Raw genomic sequence first — 26754 nt, forward strand, 5'->3', positions numbered from 1 at the left:
ATCCCCTTCCGGTGATGCGGTTAGCCTTCAATCGTGTTTGGTCATCAAAGTGCGAGCGTGAGATCGGTGAGCGGCACGGCCTGGCAGGCGAGGCACTGCCCCTCGCTGACATCGACAGGACCGAGATGCGTGAACTCCCCGTCGATGACCTCGACCACGCAGCTCTCGCACTGCCCGACGCGGCAGCCGCTCGGCAGCACGACAGCAGCCGCACTCGCCGCGTCGAGCAGCGTCCCCTGCTCCGGTCCCCACGAAAAGCTCTGCTTGCTGTTGGCAAGCCGAACGGTGCGCGGCGCAAGATTGCTCGGCACCGACGGCGGCGACACGAAGCTTTCGGCAAAGATATCGAACCGCGGCACGCCGAGCGCCGTCACGGCCGCGATCTGCGCCGTGACGAAATCCGGCGAGCCGCAGATATAGACCAGCGGCCGGAGTGCCAACAGCGGCTTGGCCTGCCCGAGATCGACCCGCCCCCTGCGCAACGAATGCGTGCCGACCGGATCCTCCGCGAACGGCGCCGAGTAGAAGGTCGCGCGCGTCAGCGCCGGCGTGCCGGATTCCAGTTCCGCGAGCCGCAGCGCGAACGGATGCTCGCGGCTGCTGCGGCAGCCGTGGAGCAGCAGGATTTCGGCAACGCGATGCTGTGGCGCGACGTGTTGCAGCGTCTCGAGATGGCTGATGAAGGGCGTGATGCCGATGCCGGCGGCGAGGAAGACCAGCGGCCGCGACCCCTTCAATGGCGGCGTGAAGATGCCGCCCGGCGGCTCCAGCAGGACCTCGTCGCCGACGGCGAGGCCATGCAGGCGATCGGGCATGAAGAACGGCGAGTCGGCGCGGCTGGCTTCATCGAAGAATCGTCCCTTCACCGCGATCGACAGCGCATCAGGCAGATCGCCCGATCCGGTCAGCGAATACGCGCGTGTCTCGGTCGCGCCGGGCAGCGAGATCATCACATGCTGTCCCGGCAGGAAGTCGGGCAGCGCGCCGCCGTCACGCGGCAGCAGGCTGAGAGCGATGACATTGTCGGCCTCGATGCGGCGCTCGCCAACCACGAACCGCCGCCGGCCGCTCCAGACGCCGCGGCTGGCCACGCCGTCGCGCCTGATATCGCAGACGATCGCGCGCAGCGGAACGGAGCCGCTGACGGGATCGCGCGCATCGTCATGCAGCACCGCGTTGATGTTGCGCGTGCCGATGCCTGCCTCAGCCGAGCGATCGCGCCCGAGCGGCGGACAGTCTTCCCACCAGCCGAATTCGGCGACGACGACGCGATCATCGAGCGCCGCGTTGAGGCGCACCTTCAGGCGCACCGCACCGCCGGGTGTTTCCACCACGGCCCAGTCACCTTCCACGAGCCCGCGCCGCCCGGCGAGTTGCGGGCTGATCTCGACGGCCGGGTCCGGCGACTTCCGCCGCAGCGAGGCGACATGCCGATAGGAAGAGTGAACGAACCAGCCGCTCTTGGCGGTGGAGAGCACGAGCGGAAAGCGTTCGTCCGCGGCCGTCGTGAGCGGGCTGCCGACCGGCTCGACATGATTGGGCAAGGGATCATATCCGTGTCCCAGCATCAGTTCCGAATAGATCTCGACACGGCGCGTCGGCGTCGCAAAGCCCGCCGCGGTGCCGTCTTCGCGCGCGACGGCATACTTCTCATCGCGGAAGGCCTGCGGGAAGCGGCGTCCTTCGGGATGCGCGCGCAGATCCTCGACACCGATGCCGAGCGGCGCCAGCTGATAATTCCAGCCGGCCTTGATGTCGCCGCCGAAGAACAGCTCGCCCATGCCGAGCTTCAGCGCGAGCGCGGCCGCGATCTCGTAATCGGCCCTCACCGCGCCGGCCGGCTCGACCATGCGTGGGCGAAACTGCACGGTCTCGACGGCTGCCTGCGTGATCTCGAACCCGATCTTGAGCGCGTCGTGTTCCCACGGCGTGCTCGCCGGCAGCACGAAATCGGCGCTCTCCGCGGTCGGGTTCATGAACATGTCGATATGAACCTGGAATTCCAGCGCGTTCAGCGCCGCACGGTTGCGCTCGGAATGCCCCTGCGAGACGACGAAGTTGGTGCCGAAGGCGACCAGCGCGCGCACTTTGTAAGGCTCGCCCTCGAGCACGGCGCGGCTGAAATCGCGCGCCGTGATCCAGCCCTTCGCCGGCGGGCCGAGCGGCAGTTCGGCAATGCCCAGCGCCTTGGCCTGCTGCTCCGGCGGCAGAATATTGTAGTCGTTGAGGGCGCGCGTCGGCGGCGGTACCGGCCAGCGATTGCCGCCGGGCCGATCGCAGGCACCGGTCAGCGCGTAGAGCGATGCGATCGCGCGCTCGATCGCGGTGGCGTTGGTGTGCTGGCCGACGCCGGTCCAGGAATGATAGGCGAGCCGCGGCCGCGCCGCGAGCAGCGCGTTGAACGCATCGACGTCCTCGACACGCAGCCAGGTCAGTTCCGCCACGCGCGCCGGCGTGTAAGGCGCTGCGCGCTCGGCGAGCAGTTCGAATGCGGTTGCCGCCGATATCACCCGGCCGTCGCGCGTCCGGATCGACAACGCGCCGCGCGGTTGGCCATCGCTCTGCTGCGCATAGCGGGTGTCGCAAGGCACGGGCACGCCCGACGCATCGAGACGAACGAAAGCGTCGGGCGCACCATCCGGCCACAACGCGTCGGCGCGCAGGAAACGGCCGGTCGCACGATCCACCAGCAGCGATCCGTTGGTCCATGCATCGACGAAGTCGGTATCGTAATTGCCGGTCGTGATGAGATGACGGATCGCCCCCATCGCCAGCGCGCCATCGGCGCCCGGGCGGATGCGCAGCCAGAGATCGGCCTGCTGACCCGAACCGTTCGGCTTGGGATCGATCACCACGACCTTGGCGCCGCGCCGCCGCGCATCGGCGATCCGCGTCGCCTGCGCGAGCCAGGTGCGCGCGGGGTTGTGGCCCCACAGCACGATCGCATCGGCATTGTCGTAATCGGGAAAGCCGATGCCGCGGCCGAAGGTCAGCGCGTGCGCATAGTCCTTGTGCCAGCCGCAGATCTCGACCGCGTAGATCAGGTTGGGACTGCCGAAGCCGCGGATGAAGCGCTCGACCCACTCGAAACTGTCGACCATCGGCGTGCCGCTCGGCGTGGTGACGCCGAACGCCACCGCCTCGGCGCCGCTCTCGGCCCGGATCGCGCGGAGCCGGTCGGCGATCTCGGTCAACGCCTCGTCCCAGGTCACCTCGACCCAGCCCGGATCGGCGGCATCGCGCGGCCGGGTCCGCTTGAGCGGGACGGTCAGGCGGCGCGGGCTGGCGACGATTTCCGGCGCGGCGCGGCCCTTGGCGCAGAGCGCGCCACCGGTTGGATGGTTATTTAATACCTCTACGCCGACAAGCCGCCCGTCCTCGACCACGGTGACGGCACCACAGCGCGAGCGACAAAGCGTGCAATAGCCGGGTAGCCGCTGTTTCACCGCCGTCTCATATCCAGTCAGTCCATATGACGCGCTTAAGTAATGCGTTACATATTTACGTCATACGCTACCGGTCCCGTCAAGGCTAAGTAATAATCAGGGGACGAATCGGAGTTCCAACGAGAGGCGACGACGTCCACCCATGGACCAGAATTTGCGAGAACAGGTGCTGCAGCGGGTGCGCGCCGAGATCATTTCCGGGCAGAGCCAGCCGGGCACGATGTATTCGGTGCCGAGCCTCGCCGCGAGCCTCGGCGTCTCCTCGACCCCGGTGCGGGAGGCGCTGCTCGAGCTCAGTCGCGGCGGCCTGGTCGAGCCGATGCGCAACCGCGGCTTCAAGGTCGTGGAGCCGACGCTGACCGAGCTGCGCAATCTGTTCGACATGCGCGAGGTGCTGGAGCTGCACGCCGCCGTGCTGGTCGCCAGCAATCCGCCAAAGGATCTACCGGTCGTGCGCGACTGGGCCGACCAGATCGCCAGGGCCGTCGAGACCGACGACGTCCAGCTCTATCTGGAAGCCGATCGCAACTATCATCGCGAGTTCATCGCAGCCGCCGGCAACGAACTGCTCACGGACATGGTGATGGGCTTGCGCGACAAGATGCGCCTCTACGGCATCAGCTCGCGCGCCGGCCACGCGCGGCAGCAGGCCTCGGTGCCCGAGCACTACCGGCTGATCGAACTCGCGCTCGCCGGCGAGACCGAGGCGCTGCCGACGCTACTCCGCAGCCACATCCGCTCCTGGGAGCCGATCTTCGTCGACGCCTTGATGCGTTCGAAGGAGCATGCGCGCGAGCCGCTGCGCCAGGCGCGCGGCTGACGCGCGGAGCCCGCCGGATGGCCAGTCGCTACGACCGGCTAATCCAGAATGCTCTTGTAGTGCTCGGAGAAGACATCGCGGCCGATGATCAGCCGCATCACTTCGGAGCTTCCCGCCAGGATCCGGTTGACGCGCGCGTCGGTGAACATCCGGCTGATCGGATATTCATCCATATAGCCCGCGCCGCCGTGCAGCTGCACGCCGAGGTCGAGCATCTTCCACTCGACTTCCGACGACATCATCTTGGCCTTGGCGCCCATGTTGCTGGTCAGGCGTCCCGCATTGTGCTCGGCCACGCAGTGATCGACATAGACCTGCACGAGGTCGATCTCGGCGTCCATCTCGGCCATGCGGAACTGGGTGTTCTGCTGCTCGGCCAGCGGCCGGCCGAACAGCTTGCGGTCCATCACATAGGTTCGCGTGATGTCGAACGCCTTGCGGGCATTGGCGATCGATCCGACCGCGGAGATCAGCCGCTCCTCGGCAAGGCCTTCCATCAGATAGTAGAAGCCCCTGCCCGGCTCTCCCAGCACGTTGGCCTTGGGCACCTTCACATTGTTGAAGAACAGCTCGGCGGTGTCCTGCGCCGGCATGCCCATCTTCTTGAGATTGCGGCCACGCTCAAAGCCTTCCATGCCGCGCTCGACGATCAGCAGCACCATGGCGTGCTTCTTCTCGGCGCCCGCGAGCTTGGCCGCCACAATCACCACGTCGGAATTGATGCCGTTGGAAATGTAGGTCTTCGAGCCGTTGAGCAGGAAATGATCGCCCTTGTCCGCCGCCGTCGTCCGCATGCCCGCGAGGTCCGAGCCCGCGCCGGGCTCGGTCATCGCGATGGCCAGGATGGTCTCGCCGCTGACGCATTTCGGCAGGAAGCGGTCGCGCTGCTCCTCGGTGCCGAAGCGCTTGAAGTAAGAGCCGACCAGCCGGCTGTGCAGCGTGTTGAACCAGCCCTTGCAGCCGGAGCGCGCGGTCTCCTCGATGATGATCTGCTCGTAGCGGAAATCCTCATCGCCCATTCCGCCGTATTTTTCCTTCGGCCAGATCATCAGGAAGCCGAGGTCGCCGGCCTTCTTGAACGCGCTGCGGTCGACGATGCCCGCCTCCCGCCACGCCTCCATATGGGGTGCGATCTCGCTGGCGAGGAACTTGCGGTAGGAGTCGCGGAAAATGACCTGGTCTTCGGTAAAGCTGCGCATCAATCACCCAATAGAGCTCTCAAAGGAAAGCGCCGGTTCTGCTTCAACAAAACCGACGCCCCATCATCGAAACGGTCGATCCGTTACTTGCCCTTCCAGTTCGGCGCGCGCTTCTCTGCAAAGGCAGCCGCGCCCTCGCGGGCATCCTCGGAGACGAAGACCGGACCGACGATCTCCTGCTGCTTCTTCCACATCTGGTCTTCCGGCCAGAGGCGGGATTCGACGACCACCTGCTTCGATGCCTTCACGGCAAGCGGGCCGTTGGCGCCGATCGCTGCTGCGAGCTCGAGCGCGGCTTCGAGGGCCGGGCCGTCGGTCACGCGGTTGATGATGCCGAGTTGATAGGCGCGCTCGGCGCCGAAGAACTCGCCCGTCAATGCGAACTCCATTGCCACGCGGTGCGGCATCTGGCGCGGCATCCGGATCAGTCCACCGGCCGCCGCGGCCAGCCCGCGCTTCACCTCGGGGATCCCGAACTTGGCGTTGCGGTTGGCGACGATCATGTCGCACGACAGCGCGATCTCCATCCCGCCGGCGAGCGCGTAACCGTCGACGGCCGCAATCAGCGGCTTCTTCGGCGGCGCCTCGGTGAGGCCGGCGAAGCCGCGGCCGGGAATCGACGGCCGCTCGCCCTTCAGGAACCCCTTGAGGTCCATGCCCGAGCAGAACGTACCGCCGGCGCCAGGTGATGATGCCGACACTGAGCGCATCGTCGGCGTCGAGCCGGTCGATCGCCGCGGCCACGCCCTTGGACAGGGCGAGGTTGGCGGCGTTCTTGGCTTCCGGCCGGTTCAGGGTGATGATCAGGATCGGTCCGCGGACTTCAGTGAGGACCGGAGTTTCTTCCGACATCGCTTTGGTCTCCTGTTGCCGTGCGCAGTTGCCTAGCGCGGAGCCATACGGATCGCGCCGTCGAGACGGACGTCCTCACCGTTGAAGTAGCCGTTGGTGATCATGGTCAGCGCGAGCTGCGCATATTCCTCTGGCATGCCGAGACGCTTCGGGAACGGCACCGACGCGCTGAGCGCGGCCTTGACGTTCTCGGGCGCGCCCTGCAGCAGCGGCGTGTTGAAGATGCCCGGCAAGATGGTGTTGACTCGGATGCCCTCGGCCATCAGGTCGCGCGCGATCGGCAGGGTCATGCCGACGACGCCGGCCTTCGAGGCCGAGTAAGCCGCCTGCCCCATCTGGCCGTCCTCGGCCGCGACCGACGCCGTGTTGACGACCGCACCACGCTCGCCGTGCTCCAGCGGGGACAGCGACAGCATGCCCTGCGCCGACTTCGCGATGCAGCGGAAGGTGCCGACGAGGTTGATCTGGATGATGCGGTTGAAGGCGTCGATCGGAAAGTGCGTGGGCTCACCGGTCTTCTTGTCGCGGCCCGCGGTCTTCACCGCGTTGCCGGTGCCGGCGCAGTTCACCAGGATGCGCTCCTGGCCGTGCGCCGCGCGCGCCTTGGCGAAGCCCGCATCGACCAGCTCGTCGGAGGTGACATCGACCTTGCAGAACACACCGCCGATTTCCTTGGCGATGGCTTCGCCCTTCTCTTCGTTGAAGTCGAAGATCGCGACCTTGACGCCCTGCGCCGCGAGCGCGCGCGAGGTGGCGGCACCGAGGCCCGACGCGCCGCCGGTGACGACGGCGGCGACCGATGAATCGAGTTTCATGTGTCGTATCCTTTCGGCTCAGAGGCGTTCGATGATGATAGCCGGCGCCATGCCGCCGGCGGCACACATGGTGACCAGACCGTAACGTCCGCCGCTCCGCTCGAGTTCGTCGAGCGCGGTGCCGATCAGGATCGAGCCGGTGGCGCCGATCGGGTGGCCGAGCGCGATCGAACCGCCGTTGATGTTGACCTTCTCGCGATCGAGCTCGAGGTCGCGGATGAATTTCTCGGCAACGACCGCGAAGGCCTCGTTGATCTCCCAGACGTCGATGTCGTTCTTGGTCAGGCCGGCCTTGGCGAGCACCTTCTTGGCCGCCGGAACCGGCGCGTTGAGCATCAGCGTCGGGTCATCGCCCTGGTTGGCATAGGCGACGATGCGGCCGCGCGGCTTGAGGCCATGCTTCTCGGCATATTCCTTCGACGTGATCAGCACCGCGGCGGCGCCGTCCACCACGCCCGAGCTGTTGCCGGCATGATGCACGCCCTTCCACTCGAGGCCGGGATAGCGGCGCTGGATCTGCTTCTTGAAGGTCGTGCCATTGCCGAGATCGAAATCGGCAAGCTGCTCGAAGCTCGGCTTCAGCGAAGCCAGGCCCTCAGCGGTGGTCTCGGGACGCGGGAATTCCTCGCGACCAAGCGCGACGCTGCCGTCGTCGTTGAGGACGGGGATTACCGACTTGGCGAAGCGGCCTTCATCGATCGCCCGCTTGGCGCGCTGCTGACTCGTCAGCGCCAGGGCATCGCAGGCCTCCCGGCTGATCCCCTCGCGCGTCGCGATGGCATCGCCGCACACGCCCTGGTGCGACTGCGGGTGAATCTCGTCGAGCGCCGGATTGCCCGAACCCATCATCCGCGCCGGCTGTCCGGCCTTGGAGCGCTCGGCGGCGAGGGTTTGCTGATAGCTCATCATCTCGGTGCCGCCGGCGATGACGCAGTCTTCCATTCCCGACATCACCGAGGCTGCCGCGAGGTTCACCGAGGTGATGCCGCCGCCGCAGAAGCGATCCAGCGTCGTGCCGCTGGCGTTGATATCGTAGCCGGCCGCAAGCGCCGACATGCGGCCGAGATCGCCGCCCTGCTTGCCCTCCTGGGTCGATGTCGACCAGATGATGTCGTCGACGGTCGAGGTATCGAGCTTGTTGCGCTCCTTGAGCGCGGCGAGCACGGTCGCTGCCAGATGCTGCGGGTGCAGATGCGACAGCGCGCCCTTGCCCGGCTTGCCGATGCCGCGCGGCGTGCGAACCGCGTCGATGATGTATGCCTCAGACATGCGTTTCCCTTCCTGTCAGATATTTCGTTGAGCGTTCGTGCCGCTGGTTCCGGCCGTTTCCGCCGTATCTTTTGCCTCAGGACAAGCCGAAGCGTCAGCGGTGAAGCGGCGTCACCGCAAGCGGCTCGGCAACCGAGTTGCGCTGATCGTCGAAATACCCGAAGCGCGGCACCTTCCGGAGCTGCTGCTCATCGGCACAGGCGGGCTTGTCGCTCTCCGCAAACAGCGGGGCGCCGGGCGCGGCAGCGTGGGGACCGAGCGCATATTTCTGCTCGTGCGGCAGGTAGATCAACTGGCCGATCTGGGTAAGGGTCAGCGTGAGACGGGAGACCGTCGATCGGGGAAGACCGCAGCGATCGGCGATTTCGCGATTGCCGAGGCGGATGCTTCGCCCTTCGAAGCAACGCACGATGTCGAATGCGCGCGACACCACCTGGATCACGCGGCGGTTGTCCGAGCCCTCAGTCTCTTGCGCCATCAGTACTTCAGATCGACGTCCCATCGTTTACGCCTCACTCCTCATTTTTCGTACGGGTGAACGAAGTCCACTCTGGTTTGAGTGGACGGTGCCGATCCGCGACGTCACGACCCAGCGCGCGACGCGGTGCGGTCCACGCGCGCGGGATCTGAAGGCGGGGATCGGCGTATGCCGCGTCGGTGCTCAGCCGAGTGGAGCCGCGACCGCGCGGGGCAAGCAGCTTCGGATCTCGTTGGCCGGCCGGCATCAGGCGGATTCTTTCCCTAGGGTTTCGAGCTTTAATTAATTGATTAATTAGCGAGGTGATTAAAGTGGGCGATCTCCCCTGTCAACCATCCTCACAGGCGCGCCCCCGCCGCCCTGCCCGGCGTCCCGCGCATCGCTCCAACCGCGCGAATCCCGGCCGGTCAGCGTGGTGATTGCGGATCCGTCCTGATGAAGTCAGTCAATTTCGAACCGGTGCTGAACGTGTGGTCGGCACGGACACGCTCCGGACAAATGCCCGGTCCAACGCGAAATGCACCCGCACGCAGTTGAGCTCGAAGAACCAGAAATGTTGTGATGATCAACACCAGCGCGCGGTGATCGGAAAAGACACGACGCTGGTCGGAACGACCGTTACGAGGGCGAACCTAAGCTATGAAAGCTTGGTGGCCGCACCAGGGCTCGAACCTGGGACCCGCTGATTAAGAGACAGCCCCGGGGTTGGGGACAATCAATGACTTACTGGTCGCACCACTGGGCTTATCCGACCGAAAACGGGCTTTCGTCGCACGGTCATAATGCTTCGGTGGATTGTCCGTTACTCTGAACCACCCGTCGGATCGAAAGGCGTATTCCGCGATCGGCGGCATCGCGCCCTGCCCTCCGAAGGCAAAGGTCACACGTTCGAATCGTGTCGGGTGCGCCATTTGCGCACAAAACCACGAACATTTCCGTTCTCGGTCTGTTTGCCCGCAATGGCGGCCTGCAAGATGTCCCTGCTGCCGAAGATGCGAATGGCGCCATCGTCGACCCCGACCGCGTCGACGATCGACCGAATGTAGCCCTTACGGGTATTGGGGTCGCCGGTGTCTAGCTTGTCGTTCATCAGCCGCGCGAACGCGTCGATCTTCTGGGCGTCAATAGTCGCCACCATGCCGCGCCTAGCCCGGGCGTGGTCGAGAGCGGCCTTCGCTCGCTCGCGTTGCGCTTTGAGGGAGGCGGTGCGCTCCCGCTGGATGTCATCCAGCTCAACGATGCCCTCTTCGATAGAGCGGTAGAGTCGCCTCAGCCGATCTTCTGCGTCGCTCAGCTCTTTCTGCAGTCCGAGCAGACGGTGGTCGGCGGACTCGCTCTTCGCCGCTTGGCGTTCGATCAGCGACTTCAGGAGCTCAACAATGCGGTCGGGTGCCAGGACGCATTGCTTGAAATTGCTCAGCACGATGTCGTCCAAGGTCGCAGCTGGTATGTGGCGACCTTTACAGACCGTCTTGCCCTTCTGGCAACCCGCGCACGAATAGTAGGAATAGGATCTTGCCTGTCTATTGGTCGTTCCCGTGCGCGTCATTCCAGAGCCGCAAGAAGCGCAAACTGCGATGCCCGTGAGGAGCGAGGGACTGTTGATCACGCGCGGCGGCGTGGCCTTGGGATTGCTTCGGACGAGCTTAGCCTGAACGCGGTCGAAAACGTCTTGTTCGATCAAGACGGGGACGGGAATCTGAATCACAGTCGATGGATCGTGCTCGCGGCCGTCACGAGAGCTGCGCACGCCGTAGAGCAACGGCGCGGATCGCAATGTCACCTGTCACGTCGGCCCGTTGACGGAATTTCAACCGCACGACTATTCGAGATTTCCAAACGAGAGCCAGATCGTGGAGGTTGTGGCTGCAGAGATTAACGCTTAGCATGAGACATATTGCGCAATGGCCGGGCCAGAGCATGCTCGCCTATCTTCAGCCGGCTGGCGGTCGTGACAACCGGGCGACGGCTTGCTTCGCGGGCCAAAGGCCGGTTTGCGCAACTTTGTCGATGGAGGCGCGAAAATGCAGCCTGCTGAAACTTGGACCCGCGTGCCGCTCGCGAAAATCGAGGACCTGAGCGACGCTGTGCTCGGGGCCGGCTTAGAAGCGACACAGATGTCCACGGGGCAGCTTTCGGGCGGCCTCGCATTCTCAGAAACGGACGGGGTCGTTTGCACCAGCGGACTGATCAACGGCCGGGTCGCACTGTTTGGGCCGTTGTCTCAGGACATGATCACGATCGGCGTGGGCCTGAGGCTCGAGCCTGGCACACGCCACTGGCTGAACGAAGTTGAGACGGGCAATGTCGGTGTCTTCTTTCCCGGCGACGAGCATGACTCGATTTATACGTCGGGCTCTCTCTATGCGACAATAACGGCTTCAGCGGAAACGCTTGAACGGGAAGCCGCGAAGGAAGACCTCATTTTGGACCGACATATTCTTGGGGGAACAGGCGTCCATGCCCGCAACCTTGCGTCCGGGCCGCTGACAGAACTCCGGCGATCATTCCAATGCATTCACGACGGTTGTGCTGTCCGCGATTGCAATGCGGTCGGAAGAAAAATGTTGGCTGCTGTTATCGCGCATCTGGCCCGTCCGCCGCATTACAGAAACGTGGGGAGGCACTCCAGTCATCATGGCAAAATCGTCGAGAGGGCCCGGGTCTACATCCAGGAGCACCTCTGTGAACCGATGTCGGTCGACGAGATTGCCGCGGCTGCATACACGTCTCGCCGGACCTTGTTTCGCGCATTTGAAGACATTTTGAACGAAGCGCCGCACCATTACGTCCGCAGGCTCAGGCTTCATCGTATCCGACATGACCTCGCAAGCGAGGCCGAAAGGACCTGCACGATTGCACTCATCGCAAATCAATGGGGCATCAGCGATCTCGGACGGATGTCAGGCTGGTATCGCGAATTGTTCGGGGAGCGACCGAGCGAAACGATTGCCACCTTTTCAAGGCGATATTGAAGAATGGCACTAACCACGTAGAAGACACGACTTCGTTTTCCTATCCTGCCTCGAGATCATTCCAAGAGGTGGGCCTTGTCAGCCATCATCGAAACGTGGCACCGCTTCGACATTCGCCGGATAGATGATCTGGGCAACGCGATCTGGGGCGCCGATCTTGAAGCTATCCAGATGGCCGGATCGCGCGTTGGTGGAAGCCTCGCCTTCGCGGCACGGGACGGCATCGTCTTTAGTAGCGGCTCGATCGAGGGCAACGTCGCGATACGAGGCTCCTTTTCACCGACCGGCATTACCTTGGGCGTGGTTCTCCGAACTGGCCCGGAATCTCGTCTCTGGTTGAGCGAGTTGGAGGAAGGAGATGTCGGAGCTCTCCAGCCTGGCGAGGAATGCGATATCGTCTGCTCCGGCTGCGTGTACGTTGCTGCGACCCTGACTTCGAAACAACTGAGAAAGGAAGCCTCCCGGCAGGGAGTAGGCCTGGATTCCAGGCTGTTGAGCCAGTCCGGCCTTCATTCGAGGCCCTTGAAGTTAAGTGTGCTAGCTCGGCTGAAGAAGCAGGTGAACTGCCTTTTTGAGCCGCGCCCCACCGGTGGCAATAAGCTAACGATCGGCAACGAATTGCTATGCGTAGTGCTGAACCACTATGCGACCTTTCCTCAGATCCGGAGGGGGCAGGTCCATCCTGGGGGTGCCGCAGAGATCGTGTTAACCGCACGCGAATACATCAGGAGAAATCTCGATCGGCCGATTTCAGTCGATATCCTTTCGGAAGTGGCCGGGACATCACGCCGCAACCTCTACCGGGTGTTTTCGGAGGTCCTCGGTGACACGCCTCAAAGATACGTTCGCCGCCTGCGATTGCATCAAATCAGAAGAGAGCTGATTTCGCTCTCAGGCACCCACACGGTGTCCGACGCAGCGCACAATTGGCGGATGGGCAGTGATTTAGGCCGTTTGTCACGTAACTATCGGCAACTTTTTGGAGAAAATCCGAGTGCCACGCTCGCACTTGGTCGTTCGCTGCTGCGTAAGGACACATGGATGTAACAAGATTGGCACGAACTACGTAGACAGCCGATCTTCGTCGACTAGCCTTCGGAACCCACGATGTCCAGGAGAGCCTCGCCATCGTCGCTTTGAGCGGGACGTTCTGTCACCAAGAGCATCGAAGGCAAGGCGCTTCTAATAACGACACGACAGGAGAGAGACATGCCGAGGCATCCGATTTTCTCGTTGGGCATACCAGCAGCATCGGTCCTTGCACTGGTGTCTTCCCTGCCGCCAGCCCGGGCCGACGAGCTCGCCGATGCCAAGCTTCATGGCGACGAGACGATCCAAACGCCCATCGGCGACATCAAACTCACCGACAGCTATTTCGACGATGCCGCGTCGAACCGCCTCTATGACGAAATGGACTATCAGCGGGCATCCCAATCCTACATCTGGAGCATGCCGCTGGTCAGCATGACGACGTGGCGTGACAATGAACGCAAGGCGTATGGTGTGACCAGCGACACCGATTTCGTGGTCCTCGAATCCCTGAAGGAGAAGCGCGGCATCGTCACCGGAAATCTGACGACGCCCTACATCTTCAACTTCATCAATCTCAAGTCGGGCCCGGTCGAGATTGCATATCCTCCCGGTCAGACCGCGGGCGGCGTGCTGGATTTCTGGCAGCGACCGATCTCCGATCTGGGGCTGACCGGGCCGGACAAGGGCAAAGGCGCAACCTACATTGTCGTCGGCCCCGAGGACGATCCGACGAAATACAAGAAGGATGGCGTCAACGTCTATCAGAGTGCGACCAACAATATCTTCATCGGCCTTCGCATTCTCGACCGCGATCCCGCATACTTCGACAAGTTCACGTCCACGTACAAGATGGGCCGCGCCGGCGGCGCGCTCGGCACCAGTCGTTTCATCAAGGGCAAGGACGTGGAGTGGAGCGCCACCGCGCCGCGCGGTCTCGGCTATTGGAAAAAGCTCGCCGACATTGTCGGCGAGGAACCTGTTCGCGAAGTCGACAAGGCCTGGATGGCCATGGTCAAGCCGCTCGGAATTGAGAAGGGCAAGCCGTTCCAGCCAGACGTCAGACAGAAGGTTGTCCTTCTCAAGGGAGCTGCCATGGGCGAATTGATGACCCGCAACCTGCAGGTCAATCCCCGCTTCGCCGAGCCCTATTGGAACGGGACGAGCTGGTACAAGAGCTTCGACTTCCACATCGCCCAGGAAACGGAGACGCGTGTCGAGCTCGATGAGCGCGCGACCTGGTTCTATGAAGCGGTCGCCAGCTCCGAGGGCATGGTCAACCCGACCCCGGGGGCTGGCCAGGTCTACATGACCACCAAGCGCGACAGCGACGGCCGCATGCTGCGGGCCGACAAGCTCTACAAGCTGCACGTTCCGGCAAAGGTACCGGTCGGCCAGTTCTGGGCACTGACGTTGTACAGCGAGAATACGCGGCGTCCTTACGACAACGGCGGCACGGAAATCCGCAGCGCCAATCTCGACAGCCGAATGAAGGATCTGACCTACAACAGCGACGGCAGTATCGATCTCTTCATCGGCCCCGAGGCGCCCAAGGGGTATGAGAAGAACCACATGAAGACCGTCGGAGATGACGGCTGGTTCGTATATTTCCGCCTCTACGCGCCGGAACAGCCATTCTTCGACAAGACTTTCAAGCTTCCGGATTTCGAGATGGTCAACTGATCGGATCGAACAAGGGTAATTCAACCTCGTGACTCACTGAAGCCGTGACAGGACGACGAAAGATGTCATTGAAAACGATCATGGCGCCGATCGCAATTTGCCTTGCGGCATCCGTTGGTGCCATATCCCCGATCAGTAACCTTCACGCGCAGACCATCGCGCCGGAGGAGGTCCGAGCCATCGCGAAGGACGCTTACATCTTCGCCTATCCGCTCGCGTTGCAATACCACACGGCGTACATTCAGGCGGTCGATCCCAAGGCGAAGGAGTATGTCGGCGGTTTCGGCAAATACCGACATTACGGCACGTCGACTCCCGACAACAAGGACATCGTCACGCCGAATAACGACACGCCGTATTCCTGGGCTCAGCTGGACCTTCGCGCCGAACCCTGGGTGCTGACCCTTCCAAAAACCGACGGCCGCTATCTTACGACCGAATGGATGGATATGTGGCACTTCGTACTCGACAATCCGGGCGCCGTCCGTGACGGCGATGCCGGTGGTGATTATCTCCTCGTTTCACCCCGTTGGGAGGGCCCCACACCGCGCGGCATCAAGCGGGTCATCCGCGGCGAGTCCGACTTTATCGGCACGCTGACCCGAACCGGTGTCTCGGGTCCTGACGACGTATCCAACCTCGAAAAGACCCAGCAGGGCATCAAGTTGCAGCCCTTGTCGGCCTACCTCGGCCGGCCCGCGCCGGCACCGGCTCCGGCGCTCAACTTCCCGGCTTGGGTGCCGGGTGTCGAAGCAACCCCCGAGATCTTCCGCTACGTGAACTTCATGTTGCCATTCACTGTGCCCAACGCGCAGGACAAGCCCACATTGGATCGCATCGCCAAGATCGGTATTGCACCTGGCAAGCCCTGGGATCTTGCCGCCATGGACGCGGGATCGCGCAAGGCCGTCGAAGAAGGTGTCACCGACGCCAAAAAGGCAATCGAGGAGAACGTTCACAATACGCTGGATTCCTCGAAGCTCTTCTACACGCGCGCAATGTTCGACGGCGACTATCTCAATCGAACGACCGGCGTGGTGATGGGCCAATGGGGCAATCTTTCAGAGCAGGCGGTCTATCAGACCTGGGCCGCGGACGCCGACGGCAAGCCGCTCGATACCAGCAAGAACAAGTACACGGTGACGTTCGCGCCTGGCGGATTGCCGAAGGCGAAATACTTCTGGTCGATCACGATGTACGGGCTTCCCGAGCGCCTGCTCGTTCCCAACCCGATCAAACGATATTCGATCGGGAGCCAAACGAAAGGTCTGAAGACCGCCGCCGACGGCTCCGTGACGATCTACATCCAAAAGGACACGCCGGGTCCCGACAGGGAGTCCAACTGGTTGCCCGCGCCCGACGCCCCGTTCTTTGCTGTGCAGCGCGTTTACGGTCCGGGTGAAGCAGAGAGCGCGGCAAAGTGGAAGGCGCCTCCCATGGTGCTGGCGAAATAGCGCAAGCGCCCGACGTCCGGAACACGCCCAGGAGAGCACGGATATGAAAAGAGACCTTCGAAACCCCCTATCCCTGTCCGCCCTTGTCCTTGCAGCACTCGTCGCAATCGGGCCGGCACGCGGCCAATCCAGCCGCTTCAACGCACTTGCCGACCTGCCGTTCGAACAGAACCGGCCGACGCCGGAGTCCGCCAAGACACTGATGGACGAACTTGCGTTCCAGCAAGCTACGCAGGCCTATCTATGGGCTATGCCGCTGCTCAACACGCTCGGCATGAAATTCGGATCCGAAAAGGCGTTCGGCGCGGGATACAACATTCTTCCGATCTGGAAGGATAGACTCGATCCGAAGACGCTTGTGACGACGCCGAATTCCGACGTGCTTTATGCCATGGGCTATGTGGATATGGGCGAGACCGGCCCGATCGTGCTCGAAGCGCCTAAAAATCTCCAGGGCATCCTCCTCGACTTCTGGCAGCGCCCGATCCCGGTCGACGGCGGCAAATTTTTTGGCGACGTCGGCCTGCCTGGCCCCGACGGAGGCAAGGGTGGAAAGTTCCTCGTTCTGCCGCCTGGTTACAAGAAGGAAGTGCCAAAGGGTTACTATGTCTACCGCTCGGGGACCAACAATCTCTTCATCTTTCTGCGCGGATTCTATCAAGACCCAGGGAATCTGACTCCAACGGTCGAACTGATGGAGCAGGCGAAGGTATATCCGCTTGACTTGCCGCAGGCCGAACGCAAGCCGATGGTGTACCCGAACGCCTCCGGTGTTGCCGCCAACCTGTTGCCGCGCTCCGATTTCAGTGCGTTCGAGCAGGTCAAATGGTTACTCGACCATGAAGGGAGGAACCTCGCCGGGCCGGACGGCCTTGGGCTTCTTGCAAATATCGGCCTGATCGCCGGCGAGCCGTTCAAGCCTGATGACAAGACGCGCGCGATCCTCGATGCCGCGGCGAAGACCGGCTACAAGATGAGCCGCGTGATCGGCCTGAACGAGAAGGTGCACGGAGAGTCGTTCCTGGTCTGGCCCGACCGGCACTGGGCCAATCCGTTCAACAACGCAGCTCAGCCCGGACCAGAGAAATCGCTCGATCTCTCCTGGCGCAATACCAAGCACGGATTCACCGACATCGAGCAGCGCGCCTGGATGTTCACCAACTACTATTCGGTGAGCCCCGGCATGGTCTCGCAGATCCCGGGCAAGGGTGCATCGTACTGGATGGCGTATCACGACTCTAAGGGCGATCCGTTGTCGGGAGACGTCTCCTACAAAGTGACCCTGCCGCCCAACGCTCCGGTCAACTTGTTCTGGTCGCTGACGCTCTACGAGGCCGAGAATGGATCGGGTTTGGCGACCAAGGAACGGCGCTTCCCTTCTCTCGGTTCGCGAGACAAGCCTGCTCTCAACTCCGACGGGACGACGGACCTGTATATCGGCCCGAAAGCGCCGGCGGGGAAAGAAGCGAACTGGCTGCCCACGGCGCCGGGCCGCGGCTTCTTCGCGATCCTGCGGCTCTACGGACCGGAGAAGGCGGGCATCGACTTTAGCTGGAAGCCTAGCGACTTCGAGAAGTCGAATTGAAATTTGTTTGAAACACAACGAACGAGGTCCGATGATGCAATACGACCTGCGAACTGACAAGTTGGCAACCTCCGTGCTTGCGATCACGATCGCAATCACTGCGATAATGTTTAACGATAAGACGGTGCAGGCAGCGCCGCTTAGCCCTGTGGCAATAAGCGAGTACGCCGCAAGGCCCCCCGGGACCATCGAAGTCCGCGCAGCGGTTCATCGTGGTGGCGCGGCCAGAGGACCGCGCGGTGGTGCCGTGGTTCATCGTGGCGGTGCGGTCGTAGGGCCCCGCGGCGGCGCATATCGCGGTCGCACTGCCGTGGTCGGACCGCGCGGCAACGTCGCGGTTCGAGGCAGGACCGTTGTAAGAGGTGGCGGTGCGTGGGCGAGGCCCGGCTGGTATGGATGGCCGAGGGGCGGAGCTATTGCGGCCGGAGCAGCTATCGGCATGGTTTCAGCAGCGACTGCAGCAGCCTGGGCCGGCGCAGCTCCGGCGCCCGGCATGTGCTGGTACTACACCGACCCATCCCGCACCCAGGGCTTCTGGGATTATTGTCGGTAGCAATTCGTCGGCTACGAAAGTCAATCGGGATGGTCTGATTGTTGTAGTGCCATTCCGATCACTTCGATCCGCGGAGAAGAGCCGTGACCTTGGACTACGTCGCTCTCGTCATTCTGATCATCGTATTGCTCCTCGTCGTTTACGGCGTCGTGGCCGTCTGGGGCATTCCCTACGAGATCGCTAAGCGGCGCAATCATCCGCACCAGGACGCGATCGGTGCAGCAACGTGGGTCAGCTTGTTCACGCTTGGCGTGTTGTGGCCGTTCTTGTGGATCTGGGCGATGGCCTATCGCCCCGATCGCGGCTGGGGGCTGTCCTGCGCCTCCGCCAATTCGGATGCCGTGGTGCAACTCGACATGCGCGTCGCCGCGCTCGAGCAGCAGCTTCATCATCCAGGTTGACCCATGGCCCTTCTGCTTTTGCTGATCTACGCTGCCATCTGCGTCGCAATCTTCAAGATCCTTGGCGTTTCGTTGAGCAGGTGGTCGATCACAACCGCTGTCATCGGCGCTGTCGTCGTCGTCGGTGGCTTGCTCGCGGGCATGAACTACAACCATCCCTTCACCACCGATGCCCGGCTCTACTTTTTCACCACGCCGATCATCCCGCAAGTGAAAGGGCGTGTGGTTGAGGTGCCGGTCAAGCCGAACGTGCCGCTCAAGAAGGGCGATCCGTTGCTCAAACTCGACCCGGCGCCCTATCAATATGTGGTCGACCAGAAGCGGGCGGCGCTTGCCGAGGCCGAACAGGGCGTCAAGCAGCTTAAAGCATCGCTCGACCAGGCGTCCGCCGGTGCCGCGAAGGCCAGGGCGCAGCTTTCACTGGCGCAATCGAACTACGATCGTCAATCGCAGTTGTTCCAGGCCAGGGATATCGCGCAGGCCGCCCTCGACACCGCGCAACGCAATCTGGATGCCGCCAGACAAACTGTCGCAGGCGCAGAGGCCGCCGAGCAACAGGCCAGGCTGGCATTCACCTCGGACGTCGGCGGCGTCAATACGACAGTGGCCAGGCTTTCGGCGGACTTGCGGGACGCCCAGTACGACCTCGACCAGACCACGGTCGTCGCACCGACCGAAGGCTATGTGACCCAGCTTTTCTTGCGGCCCGGCATGGTGACGTCCAATGCGCCGGCCATGGTCTTCATCCATAGCGACGACAGGGTCTTCGCGGCATCCTTTCCGCAAACCGTCGTGCAGCGGCTCCGCACAGGAGCAGAGGCGGAGATTGCCTTCGATGCCGTGCCCGGCCGCGTCTTCCGCGGAAAGGTCGAGACGCTGGTCGATGCGGTGTCGCAAGGACAGTTGCAGGCGACAGGCATGCTGCTGAATCCCGAAGATCGAGCAAAGTCTCCCGGTCTCGCGTCGGTCAACATCGCCATCCTCGACGACTTATCCGCCTATCAGCTGCCCGCGGGCACCGTGGCTCAGGTTGCCGTCTACAGCGACCATTGGACTCTCGTCGCGGTGATCCGGCGAATTTTGCTGCGCATGAAGTCATGGTTGAACTATGTGTTTTAACAGCGGAACCTTCTCTATGCCTCTTGTCGCAGCAGCGCGCTTCGGCCGCGGCTATACCCCCAACGTGCGCGATGCATTGCGCGATCGCGCTGGTGGTTCCGGCGGCAAATTTTGGAACGCGGGTGCCAATCGGACCAAGACCGTGGTCTATGCAACGATCTGCCAACTGCATCGCAAGCGCGTTCCCCCGAACCGGCAGCAGGAATGTCACAAGTGGTGGTGCCGCTCCGTCGCGGTGGCGGGTTCCTTGGGAATGAGCGCCAACGCTGAGTCCTTCGAAAGCAACTGCCAGAAACTCTATTGGTCCGAGTGAAGCTCGCGGCAAATGAAAGGAGGTCGTGTCGGCACGGACGTTCAATGCAAGTTCAGACGATAGGACGTGGCCCGGCGGAAATGTTTCTGGCCGGATCCGCATGACACAATGATTGGAGATAATCTGATGAAAAGCATCGCTCTTGCCGCCGCTGCGGCTACGATCGCACTCGCCGCATCAGCGGCCCAGGCCCAGACGCCGCTGTCCGCCTACGCGGACGCGAAGGGCTATATCGACGTCCAGACGCTGACTTGTGCGCAGCTCGCGGGCACCTTTCAGGAAGATGCCGACATGCTCGCGGCCTGGTACAGCGGCTGGTACAACGGCCTTGCGAAGAAACACTACGCGCACATCACGCGTGCGAAGTCCGGCGAGCACGAAGTGATCGTGTATTGCAAGGCGCACCCCGATCTGAAGGTCATCCAGGCGATCGACACGCTCTTCAAGAACGAGAAGTAGCGCGCATCACCTCGCTATTTGCGACGAACAAGCAGGTGCGGCCATCGGCGGATGCGGAGGACGTCCGACGGGACGTCCTTCCGAATGATCGTTCAGCAACAAGGAGACAATAATGTCGTCGAGTTTTGTTCTACCCGCGCGCAGGCTGTCGGCCGCATCGGTGATGGCTGCTGCTGTGGCCTGCGCCTCGCCTGCGAGCGCGCAGGATGCGCCGGCAATCCCGAAGGCGATGTCGAGCTATGTCGCGGGCCAGAAGAACATCTCGTTGACCTACGACACGGAGATCGAGGTCGTCACGCCGCAGGTGCAGAAGATCCAGTTCGACAGCTCCGGCCAGCTCTCGCTGAGCCGGCCCGACAAGTTTCGGGCCACCACGACCGGCGGCTATGCCGATATCGAGCTCGTCTCGGACGGTTCGGCCGTGTCGCTGCTCGGCAAGCACGCGAACCTCTACGCCAAGGCTGACCTCAAGGGTTCGATCGACGAGGTCGTCGACCAGCTGAGAAGCCGTGGCGCCGACCTGCCCGTGGCCGATCTCCTCGGCGCCGATCCGTTTACGGCGGGGAATATTCCACTGCTCGCATCGATAGTCTTTAAAGTTTGATCAAAGATGCAGCGGCTTGGGCCATGTAGCTCGAAAGGAGCACGTGCGGTGCTCGCCGGCGTGTGCCTCATGAGCCGTCGCCGTCTGCACGCCGTAGTTGTCGCCTCGCTTCCAGCCAACGGCTCTAACGAAGGCGGTTGATGGTCTCAGCCTTGATCGCCTCGCCCTTGGTCGAATGTCGATTGCTCCTTTTCGCGCGCCACATTTATTGCGAACATGCTCATGTCTCGCTGCGCAAGCCGATCAGAGCGCTCGCGCGAACAACCAAGGTCATTGCTCGACTTCGCGGCTCGCCTTGTTGCTTCATGTGACGTTTCAGCAAGAGCGGAACGCTCACGGGCGGGCCGACCTTCCTCGACCGCCGAGCAGCGACACGGCCGCCGCTCCATCGCCTCGATCTTTTGCAGCAGCAATTCTTCAGTGTGAGTTCTGCTCGCTGGGTCAGTATCCGAAGCAGCTTTAGCTGAATTCAAACCCGTCCCGATGACTGCTCCCGCTGCGACGATCATGAGCGAAATAAACCTCCGCTGCGACACGAAAGAGAACTGCTGCACGCCGGCATTCTCCGGACAGAATAGCGATGAGACAGAATTTTTTGGCATATCGAAGTCCCCCAAGTGCTCGCGACGAGCATCGCGGCGGCGCGATTGAGCCACCGGAAAAGCACGCAAGGTGGCAATTTGCCGCTGAACAATTAGTTGAGAATTAGATCGGGATTTGAATTCTTCGAGAATGGATCTGAGCGCTCGTCAGATTGCCGGCTGACCATCTTCGGGCGGGCGGCAGCGGGAAGTAAGCCCGCTGCCAATGCTGGTGAGCGTGGCAGGCAGTAGATTGGAACGCCTCCAATTGAATCTCTGCGAAGACGTCGAGGCCATGCGCGCCGCCTGATGGCAGTGGCCAATGGACGACATCGTCGAGCTCTGGCTACCGGGCCGTCATACAGAGAGAAACGCGCTCGGCGGCCGCGTCCGAGACGCACCAACGCGGCCGGCCGGGAAGATCGATTGCCCGCTGGGTGATGTCCTTCAGGTTGATCCCTGGGTGACGGGCGCTGCCGGGCGTCGCCAATACAGGCGACGGTCCCGATGCCCTTCTGCCTGACGATAGCCGCCCCATTGGGACGACGGGAAGATGCTCTTGATTTCGAAGATCGCAGCGCCCAGCCGGGTGATCGTCGCCGCGCCACGATTGGTGGTGAGTATTTCGCAGTCGTCGGCGACTGCACCAGCCACGCCCGGAAATCCGGAAGCGTCGGGATGCGCCTGCTTGCATCATGATCGATCACTTCGAGAAAGTCGTGCGCTGTATAGATCGCGCTCCCCCGAGCGAGGTCACGCGCACTTGGATGGAACATCCATCTAATGGGAGGCTGCATGTCCGCCGGCCATGCAACGGACAATGACCACCAGACGGTCGGCCGCTATTGGCGTGCGCATCCAGCGCCTCCGGATCGCCAAATAATTTACCGAGGCAGCATCGGCGACGACTGTCGCGCGGCCTGACCTCCGAAAAAGGTCAGCGGAAAACCAAAGGTCAGGCCGGCGCGCACCTCGTTCACCGGGTGTCCGCCGGTGAGCGCGTGCCTGACTGCGACGTCGAAGCTGAGATCGTCCCGGACGCGGTAAATCAGCCCGACCAGCCCCGAAAATGTCTCCTCCTTTCCGAACTCGTTCTCGTAGAACAATTCGGCGACGGGACGCACTGTCCACGTCGACGGTCCTTCGATGATCGCACCCAGGAAGACATCGCCATGATGGTCGCGGGTCACAGCGGTCTCGGCGTTCAGATGGATGGTGCCCCAATCCCAGCGCTGCGAGATGATGGTGGCGAAGCTTGCACCGACACCCGAGTTGCCGGTGCTGTCCGGCAGTAGAACGCCAAACTCGGTTGCGACGCTTGGACCAGTTTTATCCTGCAGGCTGCCGGGCACGACCACATGCTTGAGAAATGCGCCGGCGGCCGTCAGGCTTGTCGGTCCCGGCGGGGAAAGGGACGTTTGTCCCTGGCCTTCAAAGACGGCTTCCCAGTCCTCGGTCAGGCCGTAATTGATGACCCAGGACGGCGCGATCAGGCTCGTTCCACTCTCATCGCGCAAACGTCCTGCCGGCTGCAGTTCGATCTCCATTTCTCCCTTTTTGGCTACCGCAGCATCGGTGCCGTCGAAGGGACGATAGGCTGCTGCCGGAGCGGACAACGCGAACAGGCTGAATGCTAATATGACGTCACGGGCAAGATATCTCGGGAAATGGCCAGAGCCTCGGCTACGTCTATGCATGCGTCGCCTCCCGTCGAAATCGATCTCAAGGCATCGGTTTGAACACCCAAATCGCGGCAGGCCCCGCGGGGCCCGCACGGACCGCCACGAGCAGACGGTCCATCTCCGGCACGAAGAGAGACGTCCGCGCACCCGTTGCCGTCGGCAGGCGTGCGATCCGTCGATAGGCCGCCCCATCGATCTGGAATACGTCGACGTATCCGGCGCCGCAGCTCACATAGACACGATCGCGCTTCGCATCGATGAAGAGGTCGTCGACGTCGCCGCAGGTCTCTGCGTTCGCGATCGGCTTGCCATCCGTCGAGAAGACCGCAAGTTCGGCGGGGCTGCGATACGCCAGAAGGACGCGGCTGCGGTCGCGATCAATGATCATCGCGAAATTGCCGCCCTTGTCCAAAGGCCAGTTGGCAAGTTGCTTCCCGGAGCCGCCATCGACCACCGCAACCGCCCGCGCGTCGGGCATATTGACAAAGATGCGTCCACTGTCGGGCTCAAGCTGGAAGCTTTCCGGATGCGCCTTCAGCGGTATGCTTCGGACCTTGGCGCGGGTGGGCGGGTCCAGAACCGCCAGACCGCCGTCACCATAGCCGACGACAACGCGCTTGGCTGCCGCGTCGATCCGGATGTTGTCCGCATCGCTGCCGAGTTCGATTCGTCCGGTCACCTTGTAGTCGTTGGCCTCGAACAGCCGCACCGATCCATCGCGGGCGTTGGCTACATAGAGCGTGTCGGTCGATGGCTCATAGCCGACACCTTGGGGTTCGTTCAGCCCGGTAATGGTTCGGAGCAGGCTGTGCGCGGCCAGGTCGATAACACCCACGCTGTCATTGCCAAGCTCGGCCACGAACACTCGCTGCCGCTTCAGGTCGACAGCCAGATGATCGATCCGGCCGCGCACATCGCCGAGCAAGATCTTGGCTTCGAGCTTGAGGGGAGCTTTGTCACCGGTCGATTGGGCTGCCGCCGCCAGCATCGGCATGAGCGCATCGATACGCTCCACGATCTGGTCGCGGGTGGTCTCATAATCATCGATACCAAGCGGAATGCCGGACCAGTAGGTCACATTGGCGTTCCCTCGCTGCTCCGGCGGAATCTGATCGAACGCCACCACGCGGCCCGCCGCGACCGTGTCGTCCACGGTCAGCTGCTGCGGCGTGTTGGCCGCCTCCAGACCGTCGAGCGCAAGACCGTCCTGGATTCGCACGGGCACCGACCGGTAGAGGTCGATGCCGCGCGAGACAGCCCTGAACGACAGCCCGCGCTCCCGTGCGGCCTTGTTGAAATAGGCCGCCGCCATCTGGCTGTTCACCACCCCGTGCTGGCAGACAAACACGATCGTGTCATCTGCAAGCGCGGGCAGGACCGGTGTCATCAGGATCACCAGGAGAGCGGCCGTCAAGCGCAGCCACATTCGAGCCTGCCATCTCAATGTCCGCATCGTCGCCATCTCATTTTAACCCGGTCAGCACCCATGCCGGCTGCAGAATCGGATAGGCAATAAGCCCGACCACGGCAGTGACGGCGATGAGCAAGGGATTGCTGATCTTCCAGCGGAACAGCACGGCGAGCGAGACGATGCCGACCAGCGCGGTCAGCCAGTCGCCGATCGCGATCTTGCCGAGCAGGAAGCACGCGCCAAGGATCGTCCCGATTGCAGCCGCATAGGCCCCTTTCACGAAGCCCTGCACGTTCGGATTCTTGCGGTGCCGCGCCAGCAAGGGCGCCACGATCAGGACGAGCAGGAAGGACGGCAGGAAGATGCCGATCGTGGAGATCAGCGAGCCCCAGAATCCCGCCACCAGATAGCCGACGAAGGTCGCCGTGATCACGACCGGCCCGGGGCTCATCATGCCGATCGCGACAGCCACCAGGAATTCGCGCTCGTTGAGCCAGCCGTATTGCTGCACGAGCCCTTGCTCGAGGAACGGCACGATGACGAGGCCGCTGCCGAATGTCAGCGAGCCGGCCTTGAGGAAGAACAGCAGCAGCTTTCCGATCGTCGAGCCGGTCGCCACCGGCGCAGCCGCCGGCGCTGCGGCAGGAATCACCGCGATTTGCAGGGCGACCGGAGGGCGCTTGGTGTTGCCGTAATAGATAATCCCGACAATCCCCGCGCCGATGAACAGCAGTGCGACCTCGGCCTGGAGGATGACCGTGACGGCCAGGCAAACTGCCGCGATCGCCCATTGCAACCAGTCTTCCATGCCTAGCTTGGCGAGCCGGTAGCAGGAATGAAGGATGAGCGCGATGACCGCGGGGCTGACGCCATAGAAGATCGCGGTGACCGGCTGGAGATCGCCGAGATAGACGTAAAGGGCTCCCAATGCAGCCACGATGACGAAGTTGGGCAGGATGAAACACCATCCGCCGACCCAGGCTCCCCAAAAGCCGCCGCGGAGCCATGCCACGTAGATGCCGACCTGGATCGCCAGCGGCCCCGGAAGCGATTGGCAAATGGCAATCGATTCCCGCATCTGCTCCTTGGTCAGCCATTTCTTGCCGTCGACCAGTTCGCGTTCCATCTGTCCGACGAGCGCGACCGGGCCGCCGAAGCCTAGAAAGCCGAGGCGCAGGAAATAGCGTGCCAGTTCTGGCAAATGACTGCGCTGCGAATCTGTTGCTGTGGTCACCTGCGAAACTCCGTAGCAGAAGCTCTGACTCTCATTGCGGATCCGAGATGGGCTCAAGAATGCCGTCAGCGGGGAGCCCCGGTCCCGTTGGCGTCAGCGTGAATGTCCGGCCGGATTGGGCGACGTCATAGCAGCCGTCGTCGGACTCCCCGAGATAGAGGCAGAGCTGATCCTTCTCGATCGTCCATCGGCCGCGCTTCTTTGTTCCCGCCGACACGCTCCTCAGCGTACCGTCCCGCTCGAACACGAAGCGGTAGTGCACCTCGTCGGTCAGTTGCACACCAACGAACCTGGCGCGGATCTGCGCAGCCGCTACTTTCCGGAGGCCTTGCGCCGCAGCAAATCCCGCATCGAGGGTATCCAAGACCCCGATAAAGGCGGCGAGTGTAGCGACGAGACACGTCACGCGGGGCCCGCTCAGCTTGGCGGCTGTCACTTCTTGCAGGATTTGAGGCACATCTTGTACTCGGTCTTGCAGGCCGGCCCGGCATAGTTCTTCATGCATGCCGCACGCTGCTCGGCACAGACCTTGCAAGTTTGCGCCTGAGCAGAGTCCTCGTTCGCCAGCAAGCCCGCCAACACGCAGAGAGCCAGCGCCACGCTTCGCATCGACGACACCGCTGGATTGCGCCGCTTCGTACTTGGGCGACGCGGTGCACTCGGCCCGACGGCAATCGGGATCAATGCCGGGCGCCTATGGTCCGCCTCCGACACGGCTTGAAGCGCTTGGCCAAGCGGACCGGCCATCAGATTCTGGAAGAGTTTGCAAAACTGCTGGTAAAGATCAGACAT

At 62.7% G+C, this 26754-nt stretch carries 24 protein-coding genes, 1 tRNA gene and 1 pseudogene; 11 read left to right on the top strand and 15 right to left on the bottom strand.

Annotation, left to right across the window (positions count from 1 at the left end; all coding sequences use genetic code 11):
* Positions 1 to 44: 44 nt before the first annotated feature.
* Positions 45 to 3446, bottom strand: coding sequence for a molybdopterin-dependent oxidoreductase (locus ACVILL_RS01040; protein WP_456727434.1), 3402 nt, complete (start codon positions 3444 to 3446; stop codon positions 45 to 47).
* Between the two features lie 142 nt (positions 3447 to 3588).
* Here ACVILL_RS01040 and ACVILL_RS01045 point away from each other — a divergent pair, with 142 nt between their 5' ends.
* On the top strand, positions 3589 to 4266 hold the full coding sequence (locus tag ACVILL_RS01045) for a GntR family transcriptional regulator (RefSeq protein ID WP_456727435.1): 678 nt from the start codon (positions 3589 to 3591) through the stop codon (positions 4264 to 4266).
* Positions 4267 to 4304: 38 nt separating this feature from the next.
* Here the strand turns inward: ACVILL_RS01045 and ACVILL_RS01050 are convergent, their stop codons facing one another.
* The 7 genes and pseudogenes from ACVILL_RS01050 to ACVILL_RS01080 all read right to left on the bottom strand — a co-directional run bounded on the left by ACVILL_RS01050 (position 4305) and on the right by ACVILL_RS01080 (position 10641).
* The gene (locus ACVILL_RS01050; protein WP_456727436.1) at positions 4305 to 5465 is read right to left on the bottom strand and encodes an acyl-CoA dehydrogenase family protein; all 1161 of its coding nucleotides are present in this window, start codon (positions 5463 to 5465) and stop codon (positions 4305 to 4307) included.
* Between the two features lie 83 nt (positions 5466 to 5548).
* Complete coding sequence (locus ACVILL_RS01055) at positions 5549 to 6166, bottom strand: crotonase/enoyl-CoA hydratase family protein (protein ID WP_456727437.1); 618 nt, start codon at positions 6164 to 6166, stop codon at positions 5549 to 5551.
* Between the two features lie 183 nt (positions 6167 to 6349).
* Complete coding sequence (locus ACVILL_RS01060) at positions 6350 to 7132, bottom strand: SDR family NAD(P)-dependent oxidoreductase (protein ID WP_163156503.1); 783 nt, start codon at positions 7130 to 7132, stop codon at positions 6350 to 6352.
* An 18-nt stretch (positions 7133 to 7150) separates the two neighbouring features.
* Positions 7151 to 8401, bottom strand: a complete 1251-nt coding sequence (locus ACVILL_RS01065) for an acetyl-CoA C-acetyltransferase (RefSeq protein WP_456727438.1) — start codon at positions 8399 to 8401, stop codon at positions 7151 to 7153.
* Between the two features lie 238 nt (positions 8402 to 8639).
* Positions 8640 to 8903 (bottom strand): annotated as a pseudogene (locus ACVILL_RS01070) (helix-turn-helix domain-containing protein); the annotation flags it as partial.
* Positions 8904 to 9527: 624 nt separating this feature from the next.
* Positions 9528 to 9633 (bottom strand) — tRNA-Ser (locus ACVILL_RS01075).
* Positions 9634 to 9759: 126 nt separating this feature from the next.
* The gene (locus ACVILL_RS01080) at positions 9760 to 10641 is read right to left on the bottom strand and encodes a recombinase zinc beta ribbon domain-containing protein (RefSeq protein WP_456727439.1); all 882 of its coding nucleotides are present in this window, start codon (positions 10639 to 10641) and stop codon (positions 9760 to 9762) included.
* A 262-nt stretch (positions 10642 to 10903) separates the two neighbouring features.
* Here ACVILL_RS01080 and ACVILL_RS01085 point away from each other — a divergent pair, with 262 nt between their 5' ends.
* The 10 genes from ACVILL_RS01085 (at position 10904) to ACVILL_RS01130 (ending at position 21054) form a co-directional block, all read left to right on the top strand.
* Complete coding sequence (locus ACVILL_RS01085; protein WP_456727440.1) at positions 10904 to 11854, top strand: helix-turn-helix domain-containing protein; 951 nt, start codon at positions 10904 to 10906, stop codon at positions 11852 to 11854.
* 75 nt (positions 11855 to 11929) lie between these two features.
* Complete coding sequence (locus ACVILL_RS01090; protein ID WP_456727441.1) at positions 11930 to 12901, top strand: helix-turn-helix domain-containing protein; 972 nt, start codon at positions 11930 to 11932, stop codon at positions 12899 to 12901.
* Positions 12902 to 13063: 162 nt separating this feature from the next.
* Positions 13064 to 14566 (top strand): DUF1254 domain-containing protein, encoded by a 1503-nt coding sequence (locus ACVILL_RS01095; protein WP_456727442.1) that lies wholly within the window; start codon positions 13064 to 13066, stop codon positions 14564 to 14566.
* 62 nt (positions 14567 to 14628) lie between these two features.
* Positions 14629 to 16020, top strand: a complete 1392-nt coding sequence (locus tag ACVILL_RS01100) for a DUF1254 domain-containing protein (RefSeq protein WP_456727443.1) — start codon at positions 14629 to 14631, stop codon at positions 16018 to 16020.
* Positions 16021 to 16222: 202 nt separating this feature from the next.
* Positions 16223 to 17605, top strand: coding sequence for a DUF1254 domain-containing protein (locus tag ACVILL_RS01105; RefSeq protein ID WP_456727444.1), 1383 nt, complete (start codon positions 16223 to 16225; stop codon positions 17603 to 17605).
* A gap of 636 nt (positions 17606 to 18241) precedes the next feature.
* A complete protein-coding gene (locus tag ACVILL_RS01110) occupies positions 18242 to 18559 on the top strand; it encodes a DUF3302 domain-containing protein (protein WP_456727445.1) in 318 nt (105 codons plus the stop codon).
* A gap of 3 nt (positions 18560 to 18562) precedes the next feature.
* A complete protein-coding gene (locus tag ACVILL_RS01115; RefSeq protein ID WP_456727446.1) occupies positions 18563 to 19678 on the top strand; it encodes an HlyD family secretion protein in 1116 nt (371 codons plus the stop codon).
* Between the two features lie 16 nt (positions 19679 to 19694).
* A complete protein-coding gene (locus ACVILL_RS01120; protein WP_456727447.1) occupies positions 19695 to 19991 on the top strand; it encodes a hypothetical protein in 297 nt (98 codons plus the stop codon).
* Positions 19992 to 20117: 126 nt separating this feature from the next.
* Positions 20118 to 20450 carry an HdeA/HdeB family chaperone gene (locus tag ACVILL_RS01125; protein ID WP_456727448.1) on the top strand — a complete coding sequence of 111 codons (333 nt, stop codon included), beginning with the start codon at positions 20118 to 20120 and terminating at the stop codon, positions 20448 to 20450.
* Between the two features lie 112 nt (positions 20451 to 20562).
* Complete coding sequence (locus ACVILL_RS01130; RefSeq protein ID WP_456727449.1) at positions 20563 to 21054, top strand: DUF2092 domain-containing protein; 492 nt, start codon at positions 20563 to 20565, stop codon at positions 21052 to 21054.
* Between the two features lie 146 nt (positions 21055 to 21200).
* Here the strand turns inward: ACVILL_RS01130 and ACVILL_RS01135 are convergent, their stop codons facing one another.
* From ACVILL_RS01135 to ACVILL_RS01165, 7 genes are all read right to left on the bottom strand, one after another.
* A complete protein-coding gene (locus ACVILL_RS01135; protein WP_456727450.1) occupies positions 21201 to 21608 on the bottom strand; it encodes a hypothetical protein in 408 nt (135 codons plus the stop codon).
* 474 nt (positions 21609 to 22082) lie between these two features.
* Positions 22083 to 22289: a hypothetical protein gene (locus ACVILL_RS01140; RefSeq protein WP_456727451.1), complete on the bottom strand. Its 207-nt coding sequence runs from the start codon at positions 22287 to 22289 to the stop codon at positions 22083 to 22085.
* 230 nt (positions 22290 to 22519) lie between these two features.
* A complete protein-coding gene (locus ACVILL_RS01145; RefSeq protein WP_456727452.1) occupies positions 22520 to 23332 on the bottom strand; it encodes a hypothetical protein in 813 nt (270 codons plus the stop codon).
* Between the two features lie 25 nt (positions 23333 to 23357).
* On the bottom strand, positions 23358 to 24743 hold the full coding sequence (locus ACVILL_RS01150) for a hypothetical protein (RefSeq protein WP_456727453.1): 1386 nt from the start codon (positions 24741 to 24743) through the stop codon (positions 23358 to 23360).
* Between the two features lie 37 nt (positions 24744 to 24780).
* Positions 24781 to 25962: a chromate efflux transporter gene (gene chrA, locus ACVILL_RS01155; protein ID WP_456727454.1), complete on the bottom strand. Its 1182-nt coding sequence runs from the start codon at positions 25960 to 25962 to the stop codon at positions 24781 to 24783.
* A gap of 31 nt (positions 25963 to 25993) precedes the next feature.
* Positions 25994 to 26419 (bottom strand): hypothetical protein, encoded by a 426-nt coding sequence (locus ACVILL_RS01160; RefSeq protein ID WP_456727455.1) that lies wholly within the window; start codon positions 26417 to 26419, stop codon positions 25994 to 25996.
* Positions 26395 to 26754 carry a hypothetical protein gene (locus ACVILL_RS01165; RefSeq protein WP_456727456.1) on the bottom strand — a complete coding sequence of 120 codons (360 nt, stop codon included), beginning with the start codon at positions 26752 to 26754 and terminating at the stop codon, positions 26395 to 26397. The genes ACVILL_RS01160 and ACVILL_RS01165 overlap by 25 nt, the downstream gene beginning before the upstream one ends.

It is taken from the genome of Bradyrhizobium sp. USDA 3364 (assembly GCF_054056355.1).

Excerpts from the sequence above, each read along its gene's own strand:
- ACVILL_RS01045 (WP_456727435.1), top strand. The coding sequence starts at position 3,589 with ATGGACCAGAATTTGCGAGAACAGGTGCTGCAGCGGGTGCGCGCCGAG.
- ACVILL_RS01050 (WP_456727436.1), bottom strand. The coding sequence starts at position 5,465 with ATGCGCAGCTTTACCGAAGACCAGGTCATTTTCCGCGACTCCTACCGC.
- ACVILL_RS01060 (WP_163156503.1), bottom strand. The coding sequence starts at position 7,132 with ATGAAACTCGATTCATCGGTCGCCGCCGTCGTCACCGGCGGCGCGTCG.
- ACVILL_RS01065 (WP_456727438.1), bottom strand. The coding sequence starts at position 8,401 with ATGTCTGAGGCATACATCATCGACGCGGTTCGCACGCCGCGCGGCATC.
- ACVILL_RS01085 (WP_456727440.1), top strand. The coding sequence starts at position 10,904 with ATGCAGCCTGCTGAAACTTGGACCCGCGTGCCGCTCGCGAAAATCGAG.
- ACVILL_RS01095 (WP_456727442.1), top strand. The coding sequence starts at position 13,064 with ATGCCGAGGCATCCGATTTTCTCGTTGGGCATACCAGCAGCATCGGTC.
- ACVILL_RS01100 (WP_456727443.1), top strand. The coding sequence starts at position 14,629 with ATGTCATTGAAAACGATCATGGCGCCGATCGCAATTTGCCTTGCGGCA.
- ACVILL_RS01105 (WP_456727444.1), top strand. The coding sequence starts at position 16,223 with ATGGACGAACTTGCGTTCCAGCAAGCTACGCAGGCCTATCTATGGGCT.
- ACVILL_RS01115 (WP_456727446.1), top strand. The coding sequence starts at position 18,563 with ATGGCCCTTCTGCTTTTGCTGATCTACGCTGCCATCTGCGTCGCAATC.
- ACVILL_RS01120 (WP_456727447.1), top strand. The coding sequence starts at position 19,695 with ATGCCTCTTGTCGCAGCAGCGCGCTTCGGCCGCGGCTATACCCCCAAC.
- ACVILL_RS01125 (WP_456727448.1), top strand. The coding sequence starts at position 20,118 with ATGAAAAGCATCGCTCTTGCCGCCGCTGCGGCTACGATCGCACTCGCC.
- ACVILL_RS01130 (WP_456727449.1), top strand. The coding sequence starts at position 20,563 with ATGTCGTCGAGTTTTGTTCTACCCGCGCGCAGGCTGTCGGCCGCATCG.
- ACVILL_RS01145 (WP_456727452.1), bottom strand. The coding sequence starts at position 23,332 with ATGCATAGACGTAGCCGAGGCTCTGGCCATTTCCCGAGATATCTTGCC.
- ACVILL_RS01150 (WP_456727453.1), bottom strand. The coding sequence starts at position 24,743 with ATGTGGCTGCGCTTGACGGCCGCTCTCCTGGTGATCCTGATGACACCG.
- ACVILL_RS01165 (WP_456727456.1), bottom strand. The coding sequence starts at position 26,754 with ATGTCTGATCTTTACCAGCAGTTTTGCAAACTCTTCCAGAATCTGATG.